Source organism: Larkinella sp. VNQ87, assembly GCF_049445795.1.
Classification (GTDB): Bacteria; Bacteroidota; Bacteroidia; order Cytophagales; family Spirosomataceae; genus Larkinella.
Window position 1 is genome coordinate 14,524 of the sequence record NZ_JBMSDT010000025.1, and the last position, 22,279, is coordinate 36,802.

The 22,279-nt window shown below is 51.8% G+C and carries 25 protein-coding genes; 14 read left to right on the plus strand and 11 right to left on the minus strand.

All coding sequences use genetic code 11. The features are described from left to right. Positions 1 to 51 precede the first annotated feature (51 nt). On the plus strand, positions 52 to 630 hold the full coding sequence (locus tag ACO2Q8_RS28575; RefSeq protein WP_423348323.1) for a hypothetical protein: 579 nt from the start codon (positions 52 to 54) through the stop codon (positions 628 to 630). Positions 631 to 678: 48 nt separating this feature from the next. Here ACO2Q8_RS28575 and ACO2Q8_RS28580 read toward each other — a convergent pair whose 3' ends face one another. From ACO2Q8_RS28580 to ACO2Q8_RS28600, 5 genes are all read right to left on the minus strand, one after another. After that, the gene (locus ACO2Q8_RS28580) at positions 679 to 2,187 is read right to left on the minus strand and encodes an esterase/lipase family protein (protein WP_423348324.1); all 1,509 of its coding nucleotides are present in this window, start codon (positions 2,185 to 2,187) and stop codon (positions 679 to 681) included. 352 nt (positions 2,188 to 2,539) lie between these two features. Further along, the gene (locus tag ACO2Q8_RS28585; protein ID WP_423348325.1) at positions 2,540 to 3,022 is read right to left on the minus strand and encodes a hypothetical protein; all 483 of its coding nucleotides are present in this window, start codon (positions 3,020 to 3,022) and stop codon (positions 2,540 to 2,542) included. Positions 3,023 to 3,106: 84 nt separating this feature from the next. Then, a complete protein-coding gene (locus ACO2Q8_RS28590; RefSeq protein ID WP_423348326.1) occupies positions 3,107 to 3,460 on the minus strand; it encodes a nuclear transport factor 2 family protein in 354 nt (117 codons plus the stop codon). A 653-nt stretch (positions 3,461 to 4,113) separates the two neighbouring features. Beyond that, positions 4,114 to 4,641 carry a hypothetical protein gene (locus ACO2Q8_RS28595; RefSeq protein ID WP_423348327.1) on the minus strand — a complete coding sequence of 176 codons (528 nt, stop codon included), beginning with the start codon at positions 4,639 to 4,641 and terminating at the stop codon, positions 4,114 to 4,116. 606 nt (positions 4,642 to 5,247) lie between these two features. Further along, positions 5,248 to 5,502: a hypothetical protein gene (locus ACO2Q8_RS28600; RefSeq protein WP_423348328.1), complete on the minus strand. Its 255-nt coding sequence runs from the start codon at positions 5,500 to 5,502 to the stop codon at positions 5,248 to 5,250. Positions 5,503 to 5,593: 91 nt separating this feature from the next. Here ACO2Q8_RS28600 and ACO2Q8_RS28605 point away from each other — a divergent pair, with 91 nt between their 5' ends. After that, on the plus strand, positions 5,594 to 7,558 hold the full coding sequence (locus ACO2Q8_RS28605) for a sialate O-acetylesterase (protein ID WP_423348329.1): 1,965 nt from the start codon (positions 5,594 to 5,596) through the stop codon (positions 7,556 to 7,558). A 106-nt stretch (positions 7,559 to 7,664) separates the two neighbouring features. Here the strand turns inward: ACO2Q8_RS28605 and ACO2Q8_RS28610 are convergent, their stop codons facing one another. The 3 genes from ACO2Q8_RS28610 to yidD form a co-directional block, all read right to left on the minus strand. Beyond that, positions 7,665 to 8,051: a DUF4174 domain-containing protein gene (locus ACO2Q8_RS28610; protein WP_423348330.1), complete on the minus strand. Its 387-nt coding sequence runs from the start codon at positions 8,049 to 8,051 to the stop codon at positions 7,665 to 7,667. A 105-nt stretch (positions 8,052 to 8,156) separates the two neighbouring features. Then, positions 8,157 to 8,534: a co-chaperone GroES gene (locus ACO2Q8_RS28615; RefSeq protein ID WP_423348331.1), complete on the minus strand. Its 378-nt coding sequence runs from the start codon at positions 8,532 to 8,534 to the stop codon at positions 8,157 to 8,159. Positions 8,535 to 8,654: 120 nt separating this feature from the next. Next, the gene (gene yidD, locus ACO2Q8_RS28620) at positions 8,655 to 8,864 is read right to left on the minus strand and encodes a membrane protein insertion efficiency factor YidD (RefSeq protein WP_423348332.1); all 210 of its coding nucleotides are present in this window, start codon (positions 8,862 to 8,864) and stop codon (positions 8,655 to 8,657) included. Between the two features lie 136 nt (positions 8,865 to 9,000). Between yidD and lgt the strand changes: the two genes are divergently transcribed. Both lgt and ACO2Q8_RS28630 read left to right on the plus strand, forming a co-directional pair. After that, a complete protein-coding gene (gene lgt, locus ACO2Q8_RS28625) occupies positions 9,001 to 9,828 on the plus strand; it encodes a prolipoprotein diacylglyceryl transferase (protein WP_423348333.1) in 828 nt (275 codons plus the stop codon). A 101-nt stretch (positions 9,829 to 9,929) separates the two neighbouring features. Beyond that, the gene (locus ACO2Q8_RS28630) at positions 9,930 to 10,559 is read left to right on the plus strand and encodes a transposase (RefSeq protein ID WP_423348334.1); all 630 of its coding nucleotides are present in this window, start codon (positions 9,930 to 9,932) and stop codon (positions 10,557 to 10,559) included. 83 nt (positions 10,560 to 10,642) lie between these two features. On the opposite strand, the gene ACO2Q8_RS28635 is transcribed toward ACO2Q8_RS28630, so the two are convergent. After that, on the minus strand, positions 10,643 to 11,953 hold the full coding sequence (locus tag ACO2Q8_RS28635; protein WP_423348335.1) for an MFS transporter: 1,311 nt from the start codon (positions 11,951 to 11,953) through the stop codon (positions 10,643 to 10,645). A gap of 202 nt (positions 11,954 to 12,155) precedes the next feature. On the opposite strand from ACO2Q8_RS28635, the gene ACO2Q8_RS28640 reads away from it, so the two are divergent. From ACO2Q8_RS28640 to ACO2Q8_RS28675, 8 genes are all read left to right on the plus strand, one after another. Next, positions 12,156 to 13,562 (plus strand): BamA/TamA family outer membrane protein, encoded by a 1,407-nt coding sequence (locus ACO2Q8_RS28640; RefSeq protein ID WP_423348336.1) that lies wholly within the window; start codon positions 12,156 to 12,158, stop codon positions 13,560 to 13,562. 14 nt (positions 13,563 to 13,576) lie between these two features. Then, on the plus strand, positions 13,577 to 15,400 hold the full coding sequence (locus ACO2Q8_RS28645; protein ID WP_423348337.1) for an ABC transporter ATP-binding protein: 1,824 nt from the start codon (positions 13,577 to 13,579) through the stop codon (positions 15,398 to 15,400). Positions 15,401 to 15,537: 137 nt separating this feature from the next. Next, entirely contained in the window at positions 15,538 to 16,101 is a 564-nt protein-coding gene (locus tag ACO2Q8_RS28650; RefSeq protein ID WP_423348338.1) for a Crp/Fnr family transcriptional regulator, read from the plus strand. 75 nt (positions 16,102 to 16,176) lie between these two features. After that, on the plus strand, positions 16,177 to 16,674 hold the full coding sequence (locus ACO2Q8_RS28655) for a hypothetical protein (RefSeq protein ID WP_423348339.1): 498 nt from the start codon (positions 16,177 to 16,179) through the stop codon (positions 16,672 to 16,674). Further along, positions 16,661 to 17,029, plus strand: a complete 369-nt coding sequence (locus tag ACO2Q8_RS28660; protein WP_423348340.1) for an iron chaperone — start codon at positions 16,661 to 16,663, stop codon at positions 17,027 to 17,029. Before ACO2Q8_RS28655 ends, ACO2Q8_RS28660 begins: the two co-directional genes overlap by 14 nt. Before the next feature lie 18 nt (positions 17,030 to 17,047). Further along, complete coding sequence (locus ACO2Q8_RS28665; RefSeq protein WP_423348341.1) at positions 17,048 to 17,626, plus strand: Crp/Fnr family transcriptional regulator; 579 nt, start codon at positions 17,048 to 17,050, stop codon at positions 17,624 to 17,626. Between the two features lie 60 nt (positions 17,627 to 17,686). Further along, a complete protein-coding gene (locus ACO2Q8_RS28670) occupies positions 17,687 to 18,166 on the plus strand; it encodes an SRPBCC family protein (protein WP_423348342.1) in 480 nt (159 codons plus the stop codon). Beyond that, entirely contained in the window at positions 18,163 to 18,546 is a 384-nt protein-coding gene (locus tag ACO2Q8_RS28675; RefSeq protein ID WP_423348343.1) for a hypothetical protein, read from the plus strand. Before ACO2Q8_RS28670 ends, ACO2Q8_RS28675 begins: the two co-directional genes overlap by 4 nt. Positions 18,547 to 18,605: 59 nt before the next feature. Here ACO2Q8_RS28675 and ACO2Q8_RS28680 read toward each other — a convergent pair whose 3' ends face one another. Together ACO2Q8_RS28680 and ACO2Q8_RS28685 are read right to left on the minus strand one after the other, a co-directional pair. Next, a complete protein-coding gene (locus tag ACO2Q8_RS28680) occupies positions 18,606 to 20,117 on the minus strand; it encodes a PQQ-dependent sugar dehydrogenase (protein ID WP_423348344.1) in 1,512 nt (503 codons plus the stop codon). A gap of 106 nt (positions 20,118 to 20,223) precedes the next feature. Beyond that, entirely contained in the window at positions 20,224 to 21,282 is a 1,059-nt protein-coding gene (locus ACO2Q8_RS28685) for a helix-turn-helix domain-containing protein (protein WP_423348345.1), read from the minus strand. A gap of 146 nt (positions 21,283 to 21,428) precedes the next feature. Between ACO2Q8_RS28685 and ACO2Q8_RS28690 the strand changes: the two genes are divergently transcribed. Both ACO2Q8_RS28690 and ACO2Q8_RS28695 read left to right on the plus strand, forming a co-directional pair. Next, complete coding sequence (locus ACO2Q8_RS28690; protein WP_423348346.1) at positions 21,429 to 21,671, plus strand: hypothetical protein; 243 nt, start codon at positions 21,429 to 21,431, stop codon at positions 21,669 to 21,671. 49 nt (positions 21,672 to 21,720) lie between these two features. Further along, positions 21,721 to 22,269: a dihydrofolate reductase family protein gene (locus tag ACO2Q8_RS28695; RefSeq protein ID WP_423348347.1), complete on the plus strand. Its 549-nt coding sequence runs from the start codon at positions 21,721 to 21,723 to the stop codon at positions 22,267 to 22,269. The last annotated feature ends 10 nt before the right edge of the window (positions 22,270 to 22,279 follow it).

Consider the following 22,279-nt stretch of genomic DNA (forward strand, 5'->3'; position numbering starts at 1 on the left):
CTTCGTGATCGATAAATTCATAGCTATCCTTACAAATAGACCTGATTCCGTATGAAAAGGTATTTACGCCTGGTGACGACGATGCTGCTAATGAGCTGGATAACAGCGTGCCAGAGCCTGGAGGGACCGGCCGGACCGCAAGGCCCCCAGGGACCCGCCGGAGCCACGGGCCAAAAAGGCGATAAAGGGGACAAAGGCGATAAGGGTGCCGACGGCACGGCCAATGCCCAGCAGATCAACTATTCGGCCCGCAGCCACGACGGTCAGAACGATTTGCTGCTGCCATTACCGCAGGCCATCAACCGGGATGTGGTCGAAAAGAGTATGTTCTATGTGTACGTCAAGCAGTCGGCCCGGAATGCCAACAACGTGGAAGAACCGTACTGGTTTTCGATCCCCGGTGAAACCATCCGGGGCAACGGCTACACGCATTTCATTGCGCCCGGTGGTGGGCAAACGCTGGCGGGCCTGTTCCTGCGCCGGACGGTCAATTTTCAGACGGGCAGCGAATACTTCGAAGCCATTCGCGTCGTGATGGTCACGGCCAATAATGTCATCAACGGCCGCCGGGCCGCAATCGACTACAGCAATTACGAGGAAGTCCGGAAAGCGTATGGATGGGTTGACTAAGAGAAAATTGATATGAACCAGCCACAAGGTGAATCCTCGGCGTTTTCATTAAAGCGCTTTTTCCCGGAATTCCGTCGTGGCGCCAACATCCGGGTGCGCTTTACCCTGGTAGGTTTGTCCATCCCAGCGGTAGGTTTCAATCCGGGTCAATGTGTTCCTTTCGTCGAGGAAACCCGTGTCCCAGAGGGTATAGGATTTAGGACAAACAATCCGAAACTTCTCTTCTCGGACCTGATGCGAAATCTGTCCGGTTTTGCCCGAAATACTAAAGGGTAATTCGTATTGAATTGAGTATACGCCGGGCACTTTGCACGTAAAATTCATGGCAAACAGTTCAAATTCACCGGGTTGGAGCGTGTAGAATTGGTGTGCATTAAACGAAACCGGAATTCTCTTTTCCGCATTCGCCGGATCAAGTCCGATGACTGTTTTGGTGTAGCGCGGATCTCCACCGTCTCCACATTCTCCCATCAGCACCACATCGACATCCTTCGGTGCAGCCGCCGTGTCGACGCTGAAGGTAATGGCAAATTTATTCTCTAATTTGATCCAGCTATTTTCGATTCCTTTTAACGTACTCTCGATGGTTACAAAGTGATTGTATACACTGTGGATATCGGCAATAATGGGCCAGGTGGGATACCCGGAAGGATGATTATACAACTGATTATTGCTTTGCATTGACCCTTCGATTAGCGGAATGTCGGTCGGCGGAATGTAGTAATCGGGGCATGTTCCGCTCGTTATGCGTACGTCCATGTACCGTTTCCAGTCATTCAATGCCTGTGTTTTTTGCGTAAACACTTCCTCAAACGCACTTTTAAACGCTATATAAGGGATACTCCCGGTATTGGCGGGCTTCACGATATCGATATGGTTGGCGTCGATCGGGTCTAACCGTTTGTTGCATAAATTCGTGGCGCTCTGCTGCTGAACAATCTTCTGTCCATAGGTTTCCCGGACTTCGTAAGCACAATAACAGGGAAATGTAATTCCGGCCGACTGCCAGTCTCGTTGTTTGTCGGCCAAATAGCTATCCGAATCCATCGAAAGCATTTTGCCAAATTGCGGATTATTGCTCAGAAGTTTGGCGATTCCGGCTACTTCACTGCCGGTCGTAGGTGTGGCAAAAAAATAGGCCATGGCTACTTTGGGGATCAAATCCCGGTTTTTCAACAAATAACTGCGGGTAACCAAACCGCCCATGCTATGGCAGAGAAAGACAACCTGCTTATGGTTAAATACTTTATCGTTACTCAGGACAAGCCGCATATTTTCGGCAACCTCGTCGATGTTATAACTTTTTCCCAAAGCGGGGGAAGGATAATTATAAACGTAAACATTAAACCCGTTAAACGCGCTGTCGTTGGCAATCAGGTTAGGCCAATAAGCGCCCGAAACCGGATGAGTCCAGGTGTCTTTGCTGTTGCCCGTAACGCCGTGTACAAATACGATAACGCCCGGATTTTCGGCTTCATTCCGAATGTATTCGGAGGGCGGGCTATCGGATTCCTGGGCTGAGCCTGAGCAACCCAAAAGCAGTATGTGAACAAGCAAGAGAAGAATTACTGTACAAATCCGGGATTTCATAACTGCCGCAGCTTTTGGTTACTGGTTGAGGAGTCAACAAGAATAACCATTTTTTGCCATAAACAAATGCAGTTGACTCAAAATACTGGCTATCAGTATTTTGAACGCTCTAATTTAAAGTTCTTATCTTCAAATCTGACGCGTGCAGCAGCCATGAAAAGAGTTGTAACCGGATCCCTTATCAGATCGAGTGAGCGGCCAACAGAAGCTCGGCAACTCAGCCTAAACCTACGGTTTAGTTATTTTCTTTAGTACCATAAACTGCGTAAGAAAACCGCTGTAAGAACTAAGGTTATACGGACGCCGAAAACCGCCCCTATCATAAGTTCACCGGATTTGTATTGATTCGCAGGTTTTCCAGGCTCCAATCCATTCCGCGTAGAATAGCTTTGCGGTTTGTCTGCATCGAAAAGACCTGGTCTGTATTCCACGTTTTACTTGTTAACTCCGACAGTTTTGTGTGTTTTGTCAGGGACCAACCCGTCAGTTCCGGCGTCGATTTTTTGGTAATTCTTAAATATTTTCGGCCTTTGAAATCATAGTCTTCCAGATGAAAGCCAGCAATGAACTGATCCGACAAATCATAAAGCAGAAACACCTCACTTGTGTCTTCGCTTAACAGCGCCTTCCAATAGTGTAACAGCTCGGCAAATAACTCTTTGATTGATAAATCATATTCACCGTCCTTGTTCTTCTTTATTTCAAGAAAATCGGCGATAAAGTAGGAATCGACTCTTTGAATTGAATTATCCGTAATGACAATAATGTCGGTAGTCTCAATATCCAGCAAAAACCGTATCATGGTAAACGTACAATCGATATAATCAAGAATACTGATGTGTCGAAAATTCGGTTAAAGTTTAGTTTTGCGCTGATCGCAGGCCGTTTAAACCCCGGTTTTAATCACGAAAGCCCGTAACCCGGCGAGTTTGCCATCGCGAAAACGCCAGACATCGCAGTAGTTGTAAAGAGCCTTCTCGCCGTTTTCATCCCGCATGGTTACGGTGCCGACGGCGGTCAGGAAGTCACCCTCTGCAATCAAGTAGTCGACCGTCACCGTTGGCGGCTCGGTGTATGTAGTGGCCATCCATTGGCGCACGGCTTCTTTGCCTTTCAGAACCGTATCGCCGACAAAGGTCCATTCGGTGTCGTCGGTGCAGAGCGCAAGGAATTCTTCATAGTTGCCTTCCATAATCGCGGCATTGCCCCGGAGTAAACTCGCTTTGTTGTCCTCGGTCATACGATCGTGTTGATTGAGCAAACTTGACTATAAAATACTGTCAATCAGTATAGTAAAATGAAATTTTTATAAAATTTGGATAGTTACCTGTCTCCCAAAAAGGTGGCAGCGCAATGCACCATTAAAGCCGTTAATTTCGGTTTGGAGTTCCTTTTTCATGGCCCGTACCGTAGCCAGGTTGATAAAGATAATGGGAGACAGGGAAAAGCAGGTGATGAGAAAAGGGAGTCCAGTGGCAACCTTTGGTTGATGCATAAGTAGATGACAGCAATCAGCAGGACGATAAACATGCCAGCCAGCGTACCCGTTGCGACCTCGGTGGTTTTCTTCTGTTTTCGCAAAGCTCGTTGCTCAACTGTTGAATTTTCTCGCTTTTCATACATACAATTTAGTACAAAAAAGCAAAAGGTGCATCCCGCGTCGGCTGGGATTCTGAATTGGAAGCAGAGGGTCTGTTAGCCGAATGCTTACAATGATAGAAGGGGTCGGGAGGTTTTTGCAGCGTCAACAAGTGTTGATGGTGGGCGGAAATCGGACTAAACACTCGTACCTGCGACCTTTACGCATCCGTGCAGTTGGGCTGAAAACCGTCCTACGTGACGTGCTGCCTGTCGCCCGACAAGCCGTCTGCGCGGAACGAATACTTTTTTGTATTATTCATTCTCGGCGAACTGGTCGGTTAATACTAATTTCATAACTAAGTAGCCACTAATGAATCCCCAAGTTATGAAATACAAAATAATGGCTACACTCACAGTGGTTGCAGCGTCTATTGTCTCAAGTGGGTTTGGGGTTTTTCTAATACCCTGCCCCATAACTTTACCAATTTGTAGAATAAATTTTGGTGAATCTTTAATTTCCACTAACCCTGCGCCTATTAATATTTTGGTCAACCAATCGGATATTTGAGTGAGATTTGTATTTTCTTCTACTCTTCTGGATCTATTTTCGGCAGATAATGCTACTGGTTGTTGGGAAGGTTCAGATACTATTTTCGGGACACTAAAAATAAATCCGATTAATGCTCCGATCACTAAATAAGCAGAAGACCAAAGCAAAAGAAGGAAGTAATTAAATTGCTCGAAAAACGAAAAGGAGACAACAAAGATAAGGCCAATGGAAATGCCTGCTATAATCCATATAGATGTCCATCTGTATCTCAAAAAGTTAGAACTTGGCATTTTGAAAAAAATATTGAAGTTTGTAAAATAGTTTGAAATTCAAAGATTGAGGATGTACTTCAACCGCTTTGTCAGGCCGCAACTATGGAGCGTTTGCCCTGTCGCTAACAAGCCGCCAAACCTTTCCAAGCCCGACTTGTGGGGCGTCTGGTTGTCAACCGGAGCCGCTACCCAAAACCGCTACCCTGTTTGAGCCATGCGACCTGTCGCCGAGACGATGGCAAACACACTATTCTGTTTGCTCCACCCAACCTATCATTGTAGCAAATCCGCCTAATACCAAATCGCTCACAATCAACAAGAACGTATTAAGCGGACTGAGTAAATACTGTAACTTTGCCCACAAAAATGATTTGGTTGCAATCATAGAAAATACCCACAATCATTGCAATCTCAAGGGCTAAAAAAGTTTCTGTTATTCAGCGCATTGAACGGATTTAGGACATTGAAGGTTTTCCCAACTATTTCTTTGGACACGGTAAGCATTTATACCGCCAGGACGCTAGAGGGCCGATCAAAAGCAACAAACGGATTATGATCGGCTGTACCCAGTCAATGCGTGGCAAACGAATGACGCATTCCGTATAAAATTGGCTGAGTTAACACTCACCCCAACTCCTCCAGCAAATCATCCGGCAGGAGCGGCAGATACGGCGTGAGCGGTTCGGTGGAGGTGAAGGCCGACATGCGGAGGAGTTTGCTGTCGAGAGCGTCGTACTGAAGCTCCACGAAGAAGAGGTCCAGGGCGTAGAGTAGGAAAATGTGGGCGTCTTCGTACCGGTTGGCCAGCACCGAGCCCCGGAACCAGAGTTGCTCCTGCTGGTGGCTGTGCGGGAGCCTCAGAAAATCGTCAAGCTTCATGAAGGGGAATGACACGTTCGGCTAAATATCCGTATTTTTCCGACCGATTCAAGCATTTTCGTGAAAAATCCTTCTTCCAAACCCGTTTCGTATGTTCCGCACATTTCGTCAGATTCCCCTTATCGGACTCATCCTGATGACCTGGGCCGCCTGGGCCGACGTTCGCTTACCGAAAGTCTTCGGTTCGCACATGGTGCTTCAACGCCAGAAACCGGTCCCGGTCTGGGGCTGGGCCGATCCCAACGAAAAAGTAACCGTGCTGTTTGGCCCCCAGACCAAAACCGCCAAGGCCGACAAAACCGGAAAGTGGCGGCTGCAACTTGATCCGCTCGAAGCCGGGGGGCCGTTCGTGATGACCGTCCGGGGCCGGAAAAACACCGTCACCTTCGGCGATGTGCTGGTGGGCGAGGTCTGGGTCTGCTCCGGCCAGTCGAACATGGAGTGGACCGTGAAGGCGTCGCGGGATGCGGCCCAGGAAATCAGCGCAGCCGATTACCCACAAATCCGGCATTTCAAAGTACCACACGACCTCAGTCTAACGCCCAAAGACGACATCAAAGGGGGCGAGTGGAAGCTCTGCACGCCCGACAATGCCGGTGATTTCACGGCCGTCGGCTATTTCTTCGCCCGCGAATTGCAGAAGAACCTTCCCAACGTGCCCATTGGCCTGCTCAACACCTCCTGGGGAGGCACGCAGTCGGAGTCGTGGACGAGCCGAGAAGCGATGGAAAGCTTCGAGGAGTTCAAACCGGCGGTGGCGGCCATGCCCAAAAGCCTGGAAGACATCGCGCGCCAACGGCAGGAACAGCTTCTAGCCCAAATCACTAAAGTGCAGGGTGGAGTACCCGCCCCCGACGAGGTGAAACAGTGGTCGTGGACAGACTTTAACGACGCAGCCTGGCCGACGATGCGCCTGCCCGAGTTGTTCGACCGGCGGGCCATCCCCGGTTTTGACGGCGTGGTCTGGTTCCGGCGTGAAGTCACGGTGCCCGACGATCTGGCCGGGAAAGAACTGGTGCTGAATCTGGGGCAGGTCGACGATGCCGACGAAACCTACCTCAACGGCGTGAAGGTGGGCGCTACGGCGGAAGTCGGGCCGACGCGCGCGTACACCATCCCCGCCGGAACGCTGAAACCGGGTCGGAACGTCATCGCCGTGCGCGTCGAGGACACCGGCGGAGGGGGCGGTTTTACGGCCAAAGACGATCAGTTCAAGCTGGCCGGTTTTGGCAAGGAAATCTCGCTGGCGGGCGACTGGAAATACCGCATCGCCGACTACAGCCGGAATGCTGCGCTCGTGAATCCGAACCTGACCGGCACCATTCTGTACAATGCGATGGTGGCTCCGATCATCCCCTATGCGATGCAGGGCGTGATTTGGTACCAGGGCGAAACCAACGCAGGCCGGGCGCATCAGTACCGGAAAGCGTTTCCACTGATGATCAACGACTGGCGCAGCCGCTGGGGGCAGGGCGATTTTCCGTTTCTATTCGTGCAACTGGCGAGCTTCAACGCCGGGAACGGCAACAGCGCCAAAGGCAGTTCCTGGGCCGAACTGCGGGAAGCCCAAACGATGACGCTCACGCTGCCGAATACCGGCATGGCCGTCACCTCGGACATCGGCGAACCGAACGACATTCACCCCAAAAACAAGCAGGATGTCGGCAAGCGGTTGGCGCTCAACGCGCTCAAAACCGTCTACGGGCAAAATCTGGACTATTCAGGGCCGGTTTTCAAGTCAATGCAAATCAACGGCAACAAAGCCCTGCTGACCTTCGACCACGTGGGGAGCTGGTTAATGTCGACCGACAAATACGGTTACCTGAAAGGCTTTGAAGTGGCCGGAGCCGACCAGCAATTCCATTGGGCCAAAGCCGAGATTCAGGGTGATAAAGTAGTGGTGTACGCCAATACAGTAACCACGCCGGTCGCGGTGCGCTACGGCTGGGCCGACGACAACGGCGAGGTGAATCTGTACAATCAGGCGGGATTACCGGCAGTCCCGTTCCGCACCGACACCTGGAAAGGCATTACCGAAGCGGCTCGGTTTAAATGAGAAGTTTGTGGTTTACGGTTTATAGTTTACAGTCTTACTGAGAGCTACACATCTTCTTTTCAGGGACTTAAACTGTAAATTAGAAACCGTAAACCATAAACTATTCCTACTGCTTCTTCGCTTCGGCCTGGCGCATGGGCATGCTGTCGATGATCCGAAAGAGTTCTTTCGGTTCGAGCGGTTTTGAAAACTGGTGTTTCACCCCGCCGTCTTTGCCGATCAGCCAGCCGCGAAAATTGTCGGAGGGCATCAATTCAAACGGTTTGTGCATCATAAACTGCCGATCCGGTTCGGGCAGGGTCGAGGCCACGAGCACAATCACATCCAGGTCGCGTTCGGCAACGCCGTCTTGCTCGGCATGTAATGCTTCCTGTTGTTCAATTAAGAAATGTTGTACGTCGTCGCGGCCATACAGTACCAGCACCCGCCGGTGATCGCGCTTTTCGTCCAAAACCGCTTTCAGCGATTTCGTGATATTCCCGATACTTTCCATCGTTCCTATAAGGGTTATACTAATCAGTATACCTAACAACCATCCCGTGTGCATAGTGTTTACCGGAAGTTTTGAGTTTACGCCGTATACCCTCTAAACCCGTTGTTACTCAAAGAGGTTTTCAGAACGTTCCAGCAACAGAATCGCCGACTGCGGCACGATGCAATACGTTTCGTCTTCGTATTGCAGTTCGACGGCGTTACGTTGTAGATACAGCGCCAGATCACCCTCCTGCGCCTGCAACGGCATGTATTTCACTTTCTCTTCAGTTTCTTTCCAGGGTTCGTCTTCCGCCGGGGCCGGAATCGGGTAGCCGGGCCCTACTTTGATCACGTAGCCACTCTGCACCTGTTCCTTTTCATGAACCGTCGGGGGTAAATATAGCCCGCTGCTGGTGCGGTCGCTGGGGTTTTTGGGTTTGATCAACACCCGGTCGCCCACCACAATTAGTCGTCTCAATCGGTTATCTGCCGTAATTTCCATGTCAATACGTCAATCGTCGTGTGTTTATTCCATTCGGAGTCCAGAGGCAAGAATCAGGCAAGCCAGACCGATGCACATTGAGTCCGCCAAAATGTCAGTTTTTACCCAAAACCGATCTACTTAAGGCACCGGATCATAGCCACTGCCGCCCCACGGATGGCAGCGGGCGATTCGCTTCAGGCCAAGCGCACCGCCTTTGGCCGGGCCGTATTTCTGAATGGCTTCGATCATGTACTGCGAACAGGTCGGCGTGTACCGACAGGCATTCGGCAGGTAGGGCGAAATAGCGCCCTGGTAGATGCGGACAAAACCAATCAGCACGGTTTTCATAGTCGGTATCCAACTCGTTCGTTAAATCTTTTCTATCTTTGCTCGCCTGCCGACGCGTTTTAGCGTTGGCCGTTTGAAACGATTCAAACCTTAAACCACTTGCGCGGGTCTATTCGTTAACTCGTCCATCACTCGAATGCTTTCCTACATCATCTGGGACGTCAATCCCGAACTGTTTTCAATCGGTACATTCTCCGTTCGCTGGTATGGTCTGCTGTTCGCCCTCGGCTTTTTGCTGGGCCAGCAGATCATGATTTACATCTTCAAACGCGAAGGTAAACCGCTCAGCGACATCGACGCGCTCACGCTCTACATGGTTATTGCCACGGTTCTGGGTGCTCGCATCGGCCATTTTCTTTTCTACGAACCCGAGGTTCTCTTCAAAAACCCGCTGGAGGTTATTTTGCCGCCTTACCGTGGACTCGCCAGCCACGGCGCTACCGTCGGAATTCTGACCGGCCTGTGGCTGTATTCGCGCCGGAAATCCAGCCAGGCTACCAACCAGACCTTCCTGTGGGTGACGGACCGCATCGTGATCGCGGTCGCACTGGGTGGCTGTTTCATTCGCCTGGGCAACCTGATGAATTCCGAGATTGTCGGCCGACCGACCGACGTTCCCTGGGGCTTCGTGTTTGTTAACAACACCGAGTACCTGCAAATTCCCCGCCACCCCGCGCAGTTGTACGAAGCCATTTCGTGCCTGATCATTTGCCTGTTTCTGTTCTGGTTCTGGAGCCGCTACAAGGCCAACACCCCACGCGGCAGCTTGCTCGGCATTTTCCTCATCGGCGTTTTCGGCCTGCGGTTTTTCTACGAATTCCTGAAAGAAAATCAGGTTGAGTTTGAAAATTCGCTGGCCTTGAACATGGGCCAGATTCTGAGCATTCCGGCGGTTTTGGCAGGCATTTTCCTGCTGGTTATCAGTTTCCGCCGGCAACCGCCCACACCCGCATCCGGAAAATAACAACCGGGCCGGTTTGCTACCGATGACTCAATAATGGATACAAAGCCGGGAAATTCTGCTTACTTTTTGCCCCACATTCCCGACTTAACCCCGATACCTGCATGAAACTGGTCAAATCTGTATCCATTTGTCTTCTGGCTACCACCCTGCTGACAAGCTGCGGAGGAAACAAAGAAGAAGAAAAAGCGGAGTCGTCGGACGACGGCACGTCCATTTCAGCCTCCGAGAGTGTTGATGCGCTGAAAAAGATGGCCGATCAGGCCGAAGAAATGTCGAAAAACGGCCCGGTCGAAACCGTCGATTTCCGAAAGCTGAAAGACCTGCTGCCCGCTGATGCCGCCGGGCTGGCCCGGAAGGAAGCCTCCGGTGAAAAGAACGGCATGGCCGGTTTCAACATTTCGACGGCCCAGGGCGAATACCGCAACGACGACGGTAGCCAATCCGTCGAGATCAACATCGTCGACGCGGGCGGCACCGGGGCCTTGATGGGTCTGGCCGCCTGGTCGATCATCGAGGTAGACAAGGAAACCGAGAACGGCTACGAAAAAACGACTAAATACGGCGATTACAAAGCCTATGAAAAATACGATAACGCCAGCAAGGATGGTGAAATTGCAGTTTTGATCAACAACCGTTTCATCGTCACGGCCAAAGGCAACGGCATCGAAATGAGCCAACTCAAATCGACACTCGAAGAAGTCGACCTCGATAAAGTAGCCGCGTTGAAGTAACGTACCCACGGACTTTAGTCCGTGTTTTTACCTTGCAATCCGAGTTGATTACTAAAAAACACGGACTAAAGTCCGTGGGTACGTTAGTGCCCGCCCGCGCCGATCGGAAAGGCGGTTTTTTCGGCCTGCTTCGATTCTTTCACCAGAAAACAGGCTCCGGCAGCCAGCAGCAGACACACGCCACACAAAACCAGCGCGTTCCGGGGGTCTCCGTTTAGCAGAGTTTTATACAAAAACGGCACCGTAATCATGTTGACGATTTGCGGTACGACGATAAAACCGTTGAACAGCCCCATGTAAACGCCCATTCGCCCCTGCGGCACCGAAGTCGACAGCATGACGTAGGGCATCGACATGATGGAACCCCAGGCCAGCCCGACCAGCGTCATGCCCACCAAAAAGACGTTTTTGTCGCTGGAAAACAACATCGAAATAAAGCCCAGCCCCCCGATGGTCAGGAACAGGGCGTGCGTGCCCCGCCGACCCAGCCGGGCGGCAATCGGCGGCAGCAGGAACGAGATGCCGAAACAGCCTACGTTGAACAGCGCAAAGCATAAATTGCTCCATTCCAACCCTTTCGCAAACCCCGTCGGATTCGCCGTCGCATCCGGAGCATTGAACGAGTGACGGGCAATCGCCAACGACAGGTACTGCCACATCAGCGGCAGGCCGTACCAGGTGAAAAACTTCACCCACCAGAGTTGTTTCATGGTGGCCGGCATCTCGCGCAGGGCCGCAAAGACTTCTGTAAAAGCGTGAAAAACGCCCTTTTTCTCCTGCTTCATCCGTTCGAACGCTTCCGGGTCGTCGGGCGGGTATTCATCGGTGGTGTACATCGTCCAGAAAACCGCGCCCAGAATCGCTACCGCACCGATGTAAAAAGAATACTTGACAAAGTCCGGAATGGCATTGGCCCCGGCGGTTGCGATGGTAATGCCAAAAACCGGCAGGATAAACGGCATCAGGTTCGCCAGTGTTTGCCCGAAACCGACAAAAAAACTCTGCACGGCAAAACCAAGATTGCGCTGCTGAACGTTAAGCTTATCGCCGATGAACGCCCGAAACGGTTCCATCGTGACGTTCAGACCGGCGTCAAGCAGCCACATCAGGCTGGCCGCCATCCAGAGCGCCGACGAGTTCGGCATCAGAAACAGCGCCAGGCTGGTAATCAGCGCGCCGGTCAGAAAAAACGGTTTTCGGCGTCCCCAGCGCGGTGACCAGGTCCGGTCGCTCAGGGCGCCGATGACGGGCTGAACGAGCAAACCGGTTACGGGACCCGCCAGCCACAGCGCTGGAATGGCGGATTCGTCGGCGTTGAGGTAGCGGAAAATGGGACTCATGTTGGCTTGCTGCAAGCCAAAACCGTATTGGATACCCAGAAATCCGAAACTCATGTTCCAGATTTGCCAAAAGCTGAGACGGGGCTTTTCTTTCATGAAGAAAACAAAACGTGAGATGATAGTAGGTTAGCCTGAGGCCCAAAACCGGGTCTATTCTGACAATAATAAGGATTTTGTTGCAAGATTTGAAGATTGTTTTTACCTATTTTTTTATTGCGGTACTTTTGAAAACGCGTTGGCCGAACACCTTGATTGAATGCTACTTTCCCTGCTTTTCTGTGCTTTGTCACTGACGGATTCAACGGCCAAACAGACCGTCGTTGCCGATTCGGTCGCACCCAGTTACTGGGTGGTGCGTTCGGTAACGATCCAGGGCAACCAGCGAACCCGGGAACGCATCATCCTGCGGGAAATGGAGCTCCAGGCAGGCGACACCATCCCGCGACTGCAACTGACCGAAAAACTGGCCTGGGATCAGCGGAAAATCTCGAACACCAATTTGTTCGTTACTGTCGACGTGCTGGCGAAGGAAGTGGGACCGCAGGAGATTGATCTGGAGGTCAATCTGAAAGAACGCTGGTACTTTTTCATCATCCCGGTGTTCGATCTGGCCGACCGGAATTTCAACGAATGGTGGTATGAACGAGGCCGCAGCCTCCGGCGAACAATCTACGGTGCGCGACTGAGTTACAAAAACGTCACCGGCAACGCCGACCGCATCAACGGGATTTTTGAGCTTGGTTTTACCCGCCGAACGCAACTGGTGTATACCCTCCCCTACCTCGACCGGGCGCAGAAAACCGGCATCAGCGTCGGCGCGTCCTACCAGACTAACAAAGAAATGGCCTATACATCGGCCCGCGACAAGCTCGTCTACTTTCGGAGTGAGGACCTGATGCGCGACCGGTTTTTCGCGAATGTGGTGCTGACACGCCGGAACCAGTTTTACAACTTCCACCGGCTCGAACTCCGCTACGTCCGCAACACCATCGCCGATACCATCGCCCGGCTGAACCCCAACTATTTTCTGAACGGTCAGAACCGGCAGCGGTACTTCCTGCTCAGCTACCTGTTCACGCACGACCGGCGCGACGCCGTGGCCTATCCGTTGCAGGGCCATTATTTCAATGTGACGGCGAACCAATACGGTTTGTTACCCTCCGACAATCTGCGGTTATTTGAGGTAAACGCGGGTTACACCCGCTACTGGCCCCTCGGTGCCAAATTTTACGCCAGCAGCAGCCTGCGCGGCAAACTTTCCTGGCCCGACCGCCAGCCGTATGCCAACCTGCGCGCGTTGGGCTACCAAACGGATTACATCCGGGGCTACGAGCTGTATGTCATTGATGGTCAGCGATATGCCTTATTCAGAAACACGCTCAAATACCAATTGCTGAACATCCGAAAAGAATTTAACTGGAAGCGATTAAAACATTTTAATACGCTTCCGTTGGCACTATATTTGAACCTATTTGGCGATACGGGCTATGTCAACAACACCCGGGCAGAGGAGTACGGCAGTCGGCTGGCTAATTCGTGGCTATACGGGGGAGGAATGGCATTGGACGTGGTAACTTTTTACAACATGGTCGGCCGGATCAGCTACTCCATCAACCGGCAGGGACAGACCGGTCTTTTCTTTACATTTACGTACGATCTATAACCACCGTAACTTCCATGCAAAACCCCTACCTGGCTTTGCTCCGCACAGCCTGGCAATACGCACGTCGTGAAAAACGGCAATTCGTATTGGTGTATGTTCTTTTCATCTTTGCCAACCTCGTGGCCGCCCTACATCCGTTGCTGTTCGGTTGGTTCGTAAATGCCATTCAGGAGAAAAACGCGACCGTTCCGTCCATTATCCTCTGGTATGCCGGGGGTTACCTGGCCCTGCGGCTGGTCGAGTGGTGTTTCCACGGCCCCGCCCGCGTGCTGGAGCGGGAACTGGCCTTTACCCTGAGCCGGAACTTCCTGACCGAAATGTACCACCAGACCCTCAGCCTGCCCGTTAGCTGGCACAAAGACCACCACAGCGGTTCGACCATCAACCGGATTCGGAAGGCCAACGACGCGCTGAAAAATTTCTTCCAGAGCGGTTTTGTCTATTTGCACACGATTTTCAAATGCACGTTCTCCTTTGCCGCAATGGTCTATTTCTCCCCGGTTTTCGGGCTGGTCGGTGTGCTGATGGGCGGTCTGACGGTCTGGATTATCATCCGGTTCGACAAACCATTTATCAAGGCCGTCGACGAATCCAACGAACGCGAACACGAAGTGTCGTCCACACTCTTCGACAGCCTTTCGAACATCATCACCGTCATTACGCTCCGGCTGGAGAAGCAAATGGAAGCCGGTTTGTTGGGCAAAATTAGCGCCGTGCTGCCGCCCTTCAAACGCCATGTGCGCATCAACGAATGGAAGTGGTTTGTCGCCAGCATGATGATTGCGCTGATTTACTGCGTCATCACGGTCGGGTATGTTTACCAGCATTACGTGCCGGGCGAAGTGTTTCTGATCGGTGGACTCGTAACCTTGCTGGGCTACATCAACCAATTTAACAGCGTGTTTACGGATGTGGCATTTCAGTATACCGAAATTGTGCAGTTCAACACCGATGTGCAAACCGCCCGTAGCATTGGTCAGGCCTATGCGCAGCACCACCGCCCGGAAGCCAGCGAAACGCTGCCCGCCCGCTGGCAGTCGATCGAACTCCGGAACCTGAATTTCGAGCACCCGCAAAACTTCGACCTGTCAGGAACCGCCCCCCGTTTCCGGAAAGCTGGTCTGCACGACCTTAGCCTCCGCATCCGGCGCGGGCAACGGATAGCCCTCATCGGCGAAAGCGGCAGCGGGAAAAGTACCTTGCTGGCCCTGTTGCGAGGATTATACAAGGCCGAACCCGGTTTGGAGTTGACCGTCGACGGAAAACCGTATCCGGATCTGAGCCTGATTGCGGACGCCGTGACATTGATGCCGCAGGAACCGGAAATTTTCGAGAATACCATTGCGTACAACATTACGCTGGGCCTGCCCTTCGAGGAAACCGACATTCAGCAGGCTTGCCACACCGCCCGGTTTTCGGACGTGTTGAAGTACCTGCCGAATGGGCTGGAAACGAGCATTCAGGAGAAAGGCGTCAACCTGTCGGGCGGGCAAAAGCAGCGGCTGGCGCTGGCCCGGGGCGTATTGGCAGCCCGCAGCAGCGATATTGTCCTGCTCGACGAACCCACCAGCAGTGTCGACCCGAAAACCGAGTACGAGATTTACCAGAATCTGCTCAACCTGTTTCCGGGCAAGGCCGTCGTTTCGACGCTCCACCGACTGCATTTGCTGACGATGTTCGATTACATTTACATCCTGCGCGATGGCCGGGTGATCGACGAGGGCCGGTTCTCGGAGCTGATGCAACGCAGCCCGGTTTTTCAGGATATGTGGCAACACCAGAAAGTGCAGCAAGCCGAACCGGAACAGGAGCCGGTGGTGATCCCGATGGCGTTGTGAAGCGTGGCTTACGAACGGCCTTCTCCAAGCAACCTCCCCGGCAAGCGACGGCTTTAACCAGGGAGGTTGCGGTTTTTAAAGCGTATCTTACTATTTTTCAACGACTCCGCAGTGTTGTAAACTAGCTGTAGCGTATTATGGACGAATTAGCCACCCTTATCCGATCACAGATCAGCGTTTCCGAACCGGATTTGACGCTTATTCTCTCTCATTTCAAAGAACATCGCGTCGCCAAAGACCGGTTTTTATTGCAGCGCGGCCAGATTGTTACCAGCTATTACTTTATCCAATCAGGCGGTTTGCGGATTTACTTCGACAAAGACGACCAGCAAATCACGGTCTGGCTGGCGTTCGCCAACGAATTTTTCACGGAATTAGGCAGTCTGAAAACCGGCAAACCGTCCCCGTTTACCATTCAGGCTCTGGAAGATACGACGCTATTTCTGATTAGTTCGCAGGATATGGATGCCCTTTACCGCCAACTTCCGGCCTGGCAGCAATTTGGGCGACAAGTCTGGGAAAATGCCTTTCTGAACCTGATCGAAGCCGTCATCAGCCACCAGACCCTGTCGGCCGAAGAGCGGTATCGGCAACTAATGCAGCAGTCTGACCTTCTCCAGAAAATACCGCTGAAACAGTTATCGACTTATTTAGGCATTACGCCAACTTCGCTGAGCCGGATTCGGAAAAACATCCGGTAAATTCGTTCTTGCCAAATGGCAAGTCGGCCCGTTGGTTTGTTCCGGACCTTTGTCGGAAACAAACCAACCAATATCATGTCAGCCAAAATCACCCATCGACTGCTCGTGTTTGCTCTCTTTTTTCTGGCCCACTGGTTTTTCGGAAACCTCTACGAAGAAATTGTGCTGGCCCCCAACCAACTGAGCAACAGCTACCAGGCCCTTCAAAACTGGCAGGAGTACTTCACGATCACCAACCAGATCTATTATTACGTCCCGTTCACGCAATTTGCCGTCATTGCGCTGATTGTTTTGTTTCTCAAATCGACCCATCAGCCGGAGAAAGACCTTCTGAAAAAAGCCAGCATTCACGGTATTCTGGCGATCGTCCTGACGGTGCTGATCGTGACACAACTCAATGTCAAATTATTTTTCGGCGACCTCGACAAATACCGGCAGCAGATTCACACACTTTCCGTAATTTGGCTCATCGGCAACGCCATCCGGTTGTATCTGGTCGGTAGTAGCCTCTATTACACCCTGAAAGTCTGGACGATCCGACAACCCCAACCCGCTTCCCATGAACACGCTTAAACCCGCTACTATCGACGAGTACATTGCCGGTTTTCCGGCGGATGTTCAAACCGTTCTCGAACAGGTTCGGGCGACGGTGAAAGCCGCAGCACCGGAAGCCGAGGAGGCCATTCGGTATGCCATGCCGACGTTTCGGCTGTACAACCAGAACCTGGTACACTTTGCCGCTTTCAAAAACCACCTCGGTCTGTACGCAACGCCGACCGGCCACGAAGCGTTTCGAGACGAGCTTTCGGTTTACAAATCGGGCAAAGGCTCCGTGCAGTTTCCGCTCGATCAGCCCATGCCGCTGGAGTTAATTACGCGTTTAGTCAAGTTTCGGGTTGAACAGAAGCAGCCAAAACCAGCAGTCTGACCACTTTTTCGCTGTTTGATGGAACCTTTCAAACGGTTTATTGAAACGTATACCGAACTTCCCGATGCAGACTGGAACCGGATTGTTGGTTGCTTTGAAAAAACCAGTATCCGGAAAAATGAATTGCTGTTGCGGGAAGGTCAGGTTTGTCGACACCTGTATTTTCTGGAAACCGGTCTGTTGCGGTACTTTCTGATCAAGGACGGCGACGACATTACCAAGTTTTTTACGGTGGCCCCCTACTGCTTTACCTCACAGGTCAGTTTTACCTCGGAAAAACCCGCGAAAGAAAGCATTCAGGCCCTAGAGCCTTCGGTGGTGTGGCTGACTACGCTCCGGCAAGCCAACGAACTGCTGGCCTTGCCTTCCTGGAATACGTTTGTGCGGAAGCTCATTCAGGAAGTGCAATATTTTACGGAAGAACTGTTGCAGGCCCTGCAAACCGAGACCGCCGAGCAACGCTACGAAAAAATGCTTCGGACCAATCCGGCTTTGCTCCAGCGCATTCCGCTCAAATACCTCGCTACCTACTTCGGCATTGCCCCGCAATCGCTGAGCCGGATTCGTAAAAAATTGAGTCAGGCCGACCGAAGTTAACCTGGGTGCAGTAGTTTTTGGTGCCCGACCAGGAAATTTGCTTCATCAACTTTGACCATCATGAAGCTCATTTTCCCAGTCTTTTCCCTACTACTCGCCATGACCGCAACTGCGCAGCCAACCGACCACCGGTTTAGCCAAACCGACAGCACCTCCGCCAGCCCGGACCGAATCTGGCGCATCTGGACCGACGTTCCCAACTGGAACCAATGGGACACCGGCCTGAAAGAAGCCCGGTTGGAAGGTGATTTCGAGTCGGGTACAAAAGGCACCCTGATTCCCGACCGGGGTCCGAAATCCCGGTTTGTCATCAGCCAACTCGTACCGGGGCAATCGTACACCTTCAAAACCCGGATTCCGTTCGGCTGGCTCGTCGTCAAACGCAGCCTGAAAACCGCCGGGGGCCGGACGTATTTTACCCACGACGTAGCATTTACGGGTCTGCTGAAGCGGTTTTGGGGTCGACGGCTGGGTCGGTCCTACCGGGCCATGCTGCCTACGGTTTTACAAACCATCAAACAACTTGCCGAAACCCCATGATACTGCTGTCGGTCGTTTATGCCGCGAATATTCTCGTCGCGGGCTGGATTGGGGTGGTTTCGCTGTTCGCGCCCAAAACCGCAGCGGTCACCATTTTCTCCTATGCCTACCCCGCGACGGACACGATCCGGCTGGTCGGCTGTCTGTGGCTCGCCATCGCCATTTTATCGGCACTGGGGCTATGGCGACCGCTGACGTTTTCGCCGGTTTTGCTGCTGCAACTGCTCTACAAAGGCACCTGGCTGCTGGTGGTTGCACTCCCGGCCATCCGGGCGAACCAGCCGTATCCGGGCGGCATGGCGGTTTTCTTCCTGATCTGGATGCTGGTTTTGCCGTTTGTTATTCCCTGGAACAGTTGGGCGAAATGTGAGCATACCTGATCTATTCATGTAACCCATTGCTCAACGGAGGTCTTTACATCACATCGGGTAACGTACAACTACTGAACCGACGCATTTTTGATTCGAATCAGTTTGCCGTTTACTTCATCGGTAAGCAGGTACAAGTTGCCCGCCGGACTTTGAACCACTTTTCGTATCCTGACCCGGCTGTCCGTAAATAGCTCCTCGGCGCTTTTTATGGTCTCACCCTCCACCACCAGACGCCATAAACTACCTCTGGATAAGCCCCCTACCAGCAGGTTGCCGTTCCACCCTCTAAACTCGCTGCCTGCGTAAAAATGTAACCCAGTTGGCGCTACGGTTTGCAGCCAGTACCACGCAGGATCGGTATACCGCATGGCCGAATCAACTGGCGGGGCGTAGTCCGGGTAGCGGTATTTGCCGGTAGTTTTTACCGGCCAGCCATAATTGGCACCCGCTTTCAACACATTAATTTCATCACCCTGATGCGTACCATGCTCACTGAACCAGAGCTGGCCCGTAGAGGCATTCAGGGTGATGCCCTGGGCGGCCCGGATACCCAGGGCATACAATCCCGGCGCGGCCTTGTCACCAAAAGCAGGGTTATCAGCCGGAATCGTTCCATCGGGGTTGATGCGGTAGATTTTCCCCCGCCTGTCCGCCCTGTTCTGGGCAATCGGAATAGCCGGTTGGTCTTTTTCGTTGAATAACCGTTCGCCGATCGTAAAATACAATTTGCCATCGTTCCCAAAAACTATCCCGCCCCCGTAATGATAGCGCTCGGAGGTATAGGGGTCGGCTACAAACAACGGTTTGATCTGCTGCAACGAGTTTTGGTCGAGCACGGCACGGATGATTTTGGTCGTTTTCAAGCTTCCTTTTTGAGCAGCATAAGATAGATAGATAAAGTGGTTGTTTTTGAAATTGGGATCCAGCACCACCTCGAAGAGCCCCGTATTATCGCCGAAGCCGAGTAAGCTGTCTGCCCGATCGGTGGGAAATCCGCTAATCGCTATTTTCGCTTTCGTGCGTAAATTGATACGCACCAGCTCGCCTTCCTTCTCCGATACGAGGGCTTCCTCGTCCGTGAGAAAGGCAATGCTCCAGGGACGCTTCAGTCCATCCAGGATTATCTCTTTTTCGGCTCGTATGGCCTGGCTTTCGACCGTTCGGTGGGATGAATGAGTGGATACCTTGTCGGCAATTACCCAGCCGTCAGCCGTCTTCATCAGGTTGAAATAGTCGGTAAACAGGTCTCGTTCCGTACTGATCTCCACCTTGGCACTGGCCATGTTATTGGTGATGTCAACCGAGACAATGCGGGTGATTAGGTTTTTGGGCCTTGGATGGGGTTTGAATAAGCCCAGATACTGGCTTCGGGAATAGTCGATGAACTTACCGTCGCGGTAATTTTTCAGATGGCAGGAGGCATGCATGGCTTTTCCTACCTGGGTGGTATCGCCAGTGGCCCATCCCTCGAAATACCACTGAATTGTTGTCTCGATTAATTGCCTTTCGGTGGGCGGGTTCTGGGAAAAGGCAGCGGTGTAAGCCGTAAATAGCCCGATGAATAGACTCAATTTTTTCATGTTGGATCTTGTTTGGCCAGCCGAAGCGGATTCTCACTCCGGCTGGCCAAAACTAGCAACGACCACCCGACTGAACGTTGAATAAACCAGATTCCGTCGTACGGATTTATAAATCGGGAGTCATGGACTGCTGATAAACGCTCGGCGTGGTACCTTTTATCTTTTTAAAGCTGGCAAAGAACGTAGACTTGGAGTTGAAGCCCACTTCGTCACCGACCGCTTCAATGGTCAAGTGGGTTGGGCGAGATAGGATATGGCAGGCTTCATGGATGCGGTATTCGTTGACAAAACGGGTAAAATTCTTCCCCAGCTTGTCGTTTACCAGGCGGGATACATAGTGCCCTGACACATTAAGCTCCCTGGCCAGGTCATCAACCTTAAGGTCCGGATTTTTAAAGAGTTTTTTTTCGGACATAACCGTCAGCAGCCGCTCCAAGAGCCGTTCCGCTTCAGGCAGGTCAGACATCGTCTTAGCGTATTTAGTAGCCGCAGAGAAAAGGTCATGTGTTTTTCGGCGATACAGCAAGGTAAACACGACCGTATAGATGATCAGCGAAAACCAAAGCGCCCCCTGAATATAGCTGCCTTTGCTGATGTTAAGAAGCGCACAGACATACGATCCAAACAATAAAGCGACGGTTCCAACGATGGTCAGAACCCCTTTCTCAAATGGTTTAATGGATTCGCGCAGGGTTATCTTTTTCAGAAGCGGAAGTACAGAACCTACGGACAAGAACACATATACTCCCCATTGGAGGTAGATCAGTGGAATAATTTGTTCCCGCCAACGTTGCGGATAATTTACATACGGGTAAACGATGCCCACCCCGCCGATGATAAACGCCCAGAGTATAAGCTGCCAGCGCCAGGAGCCGGGTAATTTTCGGATCTGGCTGGTTTCTGCCTTTGTATAAAAGTAGGTGAAGGGCCCGATGAAAAAGCAGGCGGTCAGGCCGATTTGCAGGTAGGTTTTGGGTAAATTGTAATCAAAAAAATAAACCACTGATTTGCCGACCCTTATACTGAGAACCAGCAACAGCGCAGCCAACAGATACCCCGACAAGTGTTTTTTAGCGGTCAGAAAAAGAAAGTAAATACCCAACAAGAGGCCATTAAAAGCCCCCAGACAACCGAAAAAGAATACGACTTTGTCACTGGCATTCATACGGACTTCTGGCTTTCTATTCCCAGACAAAAGAAAAAAGAGAATAGGCAAGCGACTGGTTTATTGAAAATCAGAACGTTGATCTCCTGTCTTTTTTCTATCGTCCAGCAGTCTGCTAGATAATGCTAAACGAGCAATTACACTACATGATGAAATTTGAAATCAAGAAAAAAGCTGGAAATTTGCAGCGACCAAGCAACAAAAAACCAGCCCTCGTAATGATTGCGCATTACTCACCAAAGGTAGAAAATATCTTTCGACCACCCAACAAGTCGGTATTCGCCAGCACCTGGCCCCCGCCAGAAAATGACCTTTGCTCTCTTTTTCAGCCTGATAGTTTTACGAAACTTGGTTACTGCCCCCTGAACAGTAGCCGGGTTGTTAACTAAAAACCTTTTTCAGCGTTTCATCCTGAAGACGAACAACAAATACAGAACTATGCGGAAAATCATCCTGGATTTGGCCGTCACCCTCGACGGTTTTATCGAAGGCCCCAATGGCGAAATCGACTGGTGTATCATGGACGATGATATGGGGTTTGACCAGTTTCTAGCCAGCATCGACACCATTTTTTACGGCCGCGTCAGCTACGACCTCTGGGGAAATTACCAGCCCGACGAACAGGCTTCACCCGCCGAACAACACCTCTGGCAAGCGGTGCACAGCAAAACCAAGTACGTTTTTTCCCGCCACCCGAAACCGGGCGATCCGGTTACGTACATCGGCTCCGATCTGGCCGAGCGCGTCCGGGAAATCAAGCAGCAGGAAGGCAACGATATTTGGCTGTACGGCGGAGCCAGCCTGATCACGACGTTCATCGACCTCGGGTTGATCGATCTCTACCGCTTATCGGTTCACCCCGTGGCGCTGGGAGCCGGCAAGCCGTTGTTTGCTTCTCTAAAAAACCGACTCAACCTGAAGCTCAATGAGGTTAAAACGTTTCGATCGGGCGTTACATTGCTGACTTACAGCCCGGCTAGCCAATAAACTAGTCCCA